The organism is Rhodoblastus sp. (assembly GCF_041915505.1).
Taxonomy (GTDB): domain Bacteria; phylum Pseudomonadota; class Alphaproteobacteria; order Rhizobiales; family Beijerinckiaceae; genus Rhodoblastus.
In genome coordinates this window covers 1-3,816 of the sequence record NZ_JAYSBG010000335.1, presented here as the reverse complement: position 1 = coordinate 3,816, position 3,816 = coordinate 1, and the positions used below count along the sequence as shown (strand labels likewise).

At 63.0% G+C, this 3,816-nt stretch carries 5 protein-coding genes; all 5 read left to right on the top strand.

Annotation, left to right across the window (positions count from 1 at the left end; all coding sequences use genetic code 11):
* Positions 1-371: 371 nt before the first annotated feature.
* A complete protein-coding gene (rplK, locus tag ACE3S9_RS16415) occupies positions 372-800 on the top strand; it encodes a 50S ribosomal protein L11 (protein WP_374547553.1) in 429 nt (142 codons plus the stop codon).
* Positions 801-803: 3 nt separating this feature from the next.
* Positions 804-1,502, top strand: a complete 699-nt coding sequence (gene rplA, locus ACE3S9_RS16410) for a 50S ribosomal protein L1 (protein ID WP_374547552.1) — start codon at positions 804-806, stop codon at positions 1,500-1,502.
* A 705-nt stretch (positions 1,503-2,207) separates the two neighbouring features.
* A complete protein-coding gene (gene rplJ, locus ACE3S9_RS16405; protein WP_374547551.1) occupies positions 2,208-2,723 on the top strand; it encodes a 50S ribosomal protein L10 in 516 nt (171 codons plus the stop codon).
* 57 nt (positions 2,724-2,780) lie between these two features.
* Positions 2,781-3,158 carry a 50S ribosomal protein L7/L12 gene (gene rplL, locus ACE3S9_RS16400; RefSeq protein ID WP_374547550.1) on the top strand — a complete coding sequence of 126 codons (378 nt, stop codon included), beginning with the start codon at positions 2,781-2,783 and terminating at the stop codon, positions 3,156-3,158.
* Positions 3,159-3,436: 278 nt separating this feature from the next.
* Positions 3,437-3,816: hypothetical protein (locus ACE3S9_RS16395; RefSeq protein WP_374547549.1), on the top strand; the 380-nt coding region annotated here is incomplete at its 3' end.

The following is a 3,816-nucleotide window of genomic DNA, read 5'->3' as shown; positions in this document are numbered from 1 at the left end:
CGCCCCGCGCGGTCCGCGCCGGCGACGCCGTGCAGATCCCGGCGCGGAAGCCGCATTCGCTCAAGGGCGGCGACAAGCCGACCAAAATCGTCTCGACCTATATTCTCGAAAAGGGCCAGCCGATCGCCATTCCGGCGTGAGCGGCGTCATTTTCCCGTCGCTTTTCCTTGCCAAGCGCCGCGAAGCCGTATAAACACCCGCAACCTTTCACATGAAAGGCGCATCTGCGGGAGGCTCTCCGGTCGCCAGCCGGGCTCCGGGCCGCACCGCAAACTGCAACCCGCGCGGGACGGAATAGTCCGTCATCCGCGCATTTTCGTTTTGGGCCTCAAGCAGCGCCTGAACGAAAAAACACAATGGGAGCAGCCATTATGGCGAAGAAGATCACGGGTTACGTGAAGCTTCAGGTTCCGGCCGGCGCGGCGAATCCGTCGCCCCCGATCGGTCCCGCGCTCGGTCAGCGCGGCCTGAACATCATGGAATTCTGCAAGGCCTTCAATGCGAAGACCGCGCAGATGGAAAAGGGGACGCCGATCCCCGTCATCATCACCGCTTACGCCGACCGCAGCTTCACCTTCGAGATGAAGCAGCCGCCGGTCACCTTTTTCCTGAAGAAGGCGGCGAACATCAAGTCGGGGTCCAAGACCACCGGCCGTGGTTTCGTCGGCAAGGTGACCCGCGCTCAGATCCGCGAAATCGCGGAGAAGAAGGCGGTCGACCTGAACTCGCACTCGATCGAAGCGGCGATGGCCATGATCGAGGGCTCCGCCAAGTCCATCGGCCTGGAAGTTGTGGGGTAAGCGATGAGCGGCAAGCGTATTACCAAGGCCCGCGAGGGCGTCGAGCGCACCAAGCTCTATCCCGTCGGCGAGGCCCTCAAGCTCGTGCGTGAGCGCGCGAGCGCCAAATTCGACGAAACCGTCGAAATCGCGCTGAATCTCGGCGTTGACCCCAAGCATGCGGACCAGATGGTGCGCGGCGTGGTCAATCTGCCCAACGGCACCGGCCGCACGCTGCGCGTCGCCGTCTTCGCGCGCGGCGCGAAGGCTGACGAAGCCAAGGCCGCCGGCGCTGACGTGGTTGGCGCGGAAGAACTGGTGACCGTCGTTCAGGGCGGCACGATCGATTTCGATCGCTGCATCGCCACCCCGGACATGATGCCGCTGGTCGGCCGTCTCGGTAAGGTGCTCGGCCCGCGCGGCCTGATGCCGAACCCGAAGGTTGGCACCGTGACCATGGATATCGCGGCCGCCGTGCAGGCCTCCAAGGGCGGCGCGGTCGAGTTCCGCGTCGAAAAGGCCGGCATCGTGCAGGGTTCGGTCGGCAAGGCGTCGTTCGGCGAGGACAAGCTGGCGGAAAATATCGCCGCTTTCGTCGACGCGGTCGTCAAGGCCAAGCCGACGGGCGCCAAGGGCACCTATCTGCAGCGCATCGCCCTGTCCTCCACCATGGGGCCGGGCGTGAAGGTCGATCCGTCGTCCATCGCCATTGCTCAGCATTGAGGAATTTGTGGGCGGACGCTCCCGCGTTCGCCTGCTGTCCGGGCGCGTTGAGCCGGCGCGATTTAAGATCGCGCCGCTTGACTTTTTGAAAAAAATGTTTTCGACCCCTCTTGGCAGGCGGCGCGAGAGCGTTTACAAACCACGTTCCGGCGGCTGAATCGTCGCCAGCGTCGGGCATATTGCCGCGATCAGCTTTCATTCTTGGAAAGATGATGTGTTGAAACAGGTTTAGGGTCGGCCCTTGCGCGCTGTCGCGCTCCGCCCGGTTCTTGTTTGCATCACGAATTGACCGTTTGGTTCAATTTCGCGGTTTTGTCCGAAGAATTTCAGCTTCCGTCGGGTTTGGGGCTTCGCCTCGGCCCGTGCGGCGGATAGGCCGGGGTCTTCGCTTCACCAAGGTGGCGCGGAGACATCGGCCATGTCCTGTCCAAGACTGCCGGCGCTTTTGTCCTGTGCAAAAGCTTAATTGTTCGCCGAATTCGGCTCGTCCGAACGAGGCAGGCGGCCAGCATAGACGGGGAAAGACCGGAATTCCGGAGGCTCAACCCTCCGGCGCGTTTGGTTCGAACCCTCTGATCCGCAGGGGCGCGCGTTTCGCGCATCCTTCGTGGGGACAGGCTTATCGGCGCCGCGCGGCCTCGGTCGTGCGGCATGTCGGCAACCGGTGCGGCTTTTACGAGCTTCGCCTATTGAAGTGAGAGCACTGTGGACAGAGCGGAAAAGAAAGAAGCCGTAGCCACCTTGCACGACGTCTTCACGAAGACGGGCGTGGTGGTGGTTGCGCGTTATTCCGGCCTGACCGTCGCCCAGCTGCAGAACCTGCGCAAGCAGGCGCGCGCAGCCGGCGCGAACGTCCAGGTCGCCAAGAACCGCCTCGCCAAGATCGCCCTCGAAGGCACTGACGTCGCCTCCATCGGCGCCCTTCTCAAGGGCCCGACCCTGATCGCCTATTCGGACGATCCGGTGGCGGCGCCCAAGGTCGCGGCCGCTTTCGCCAAGGATTTCGACAAGTTCGTGATCCTCGGCGGCGCAATGGGCGCGACGGCCCTGAACCCGGACGGCGTCAAGTCGCTTGCGACCATGCCCTCCCTCGACGAACTGCGCGCCAAGCTGGTCGGCCTTATCCAGGCCCCGGCGACCAAGATCGCGCAGCTCTCGACCGCGCCTGCGGCCAAGCTGGCGCGCGTGTTCGGGGCTTACGCCAACAAGGACGCGGCCTGATCTCAGGCAAGGCATTGAAATCCATCGAACCAAACCCAAGATATACAGGAACTGAACATGGCTAACCTCGAAAAGATCGTCGAAGAGCTTTCGGCCCTCACCGTCCTCGAAGCCGCTGAGCTCGCCAAGCTGCTCGAAGAGAAGTGGGGCGTCTCGGCCGCCGCCGCCGTTGCGGTCGCCGCCGCTCCGGGCGCCGCCGCCGCCGCGGCTCCGGTCGAAGAGCAGACCGAATTCACGGTCGTTCTCGCCGCCGCCGGCGACAAGAAGATCGAAGTCATCAAGGAAGTCCGCGCCATCACCGGCCTCGGCCTCAAGGAAGCCAAGGACCTCGTCGAAGGCGCGCCGAAGCCCGTCAAGGAAGGCGTTGGCAAGGACGACGCCAAGAAGATCAAGGAAGCCCTCGAGAAGGTGGGCGCCAAGGTCGAGCTCAAGTAATTTTGACGTCAAGGGCGTCAGCCCTTTCGTGAACAAGGCGGCTCCGGGGTTTCCCGGGGCCGCCACAGCCGTCCTGAGGGCTATTCGCGTTCGGGCGGTTTTTCATGAGGCGGAAAGGCCTCTGATCCTTTCCAAGAATTCGCGCGGAATTTCTCCGCGCAGCCCGGCCGCCAGCCGGGCGGGCGAGAGCCGGGCGCATGATCCCGAAGGGTCGTTGACTTTTCGGAGAGCATCGTGAGCGCAGACGGTTCGCCTGATATTATGGTGCGAGGAGCGATATGGCGCAAACGTTCACCGGCCGGAAGCGTGTCCGCAAATTCTTCGGTCATATCCGCGAAGTCGCGGTCATGCCCAATCTGATCGAGGTGCAGAAGGCTTCCTATGATCAATTCCTGATGGTCGACGAGCCCAAGGGTGGGCGTGACGATGAGGGATTGCAGGCGGTGTTCAAGTCGGTGTTCCCGATTTCGGATTTCGCGGGAACCGCTTTGCTTGAATTCGTCAAATATGAATTCGAGCCGCCGAAATATGACGTCGACGAATGCCGCCAGCGCGGCATGACCTTCGCGGCTCCCCTCAAGGTGACGCTGCGCCTGATCGTGTTCGATGTGGACCCGGACACCGGCGCCAAGTCCGTCAAGGACATCAAGGAGCAGGA

Bases quoted from the DNA above. Each gene is read 5' to 3' on its own strand.
- rplK (WP_374547553.1), top strand. From the start codon at position 372: ATGGCGAAGAAGATCACGGGTTACGTGAAGCTTCAGGTTCCGGCCGGC.
- rplA (WP_374547552.1), top strand. From the start codon at position 804: ATGAGCGGCAAGCGTATTACCAAGGCCCGCGAGGGCGTCGAGCGCACC.
- rplL (WP_374547550.1), top strand. From the start codon at position 2,781: ATGGCTAACCTCGAAAAGATCGTCGAAGAGCTTTCGGCCCTCACCGTC.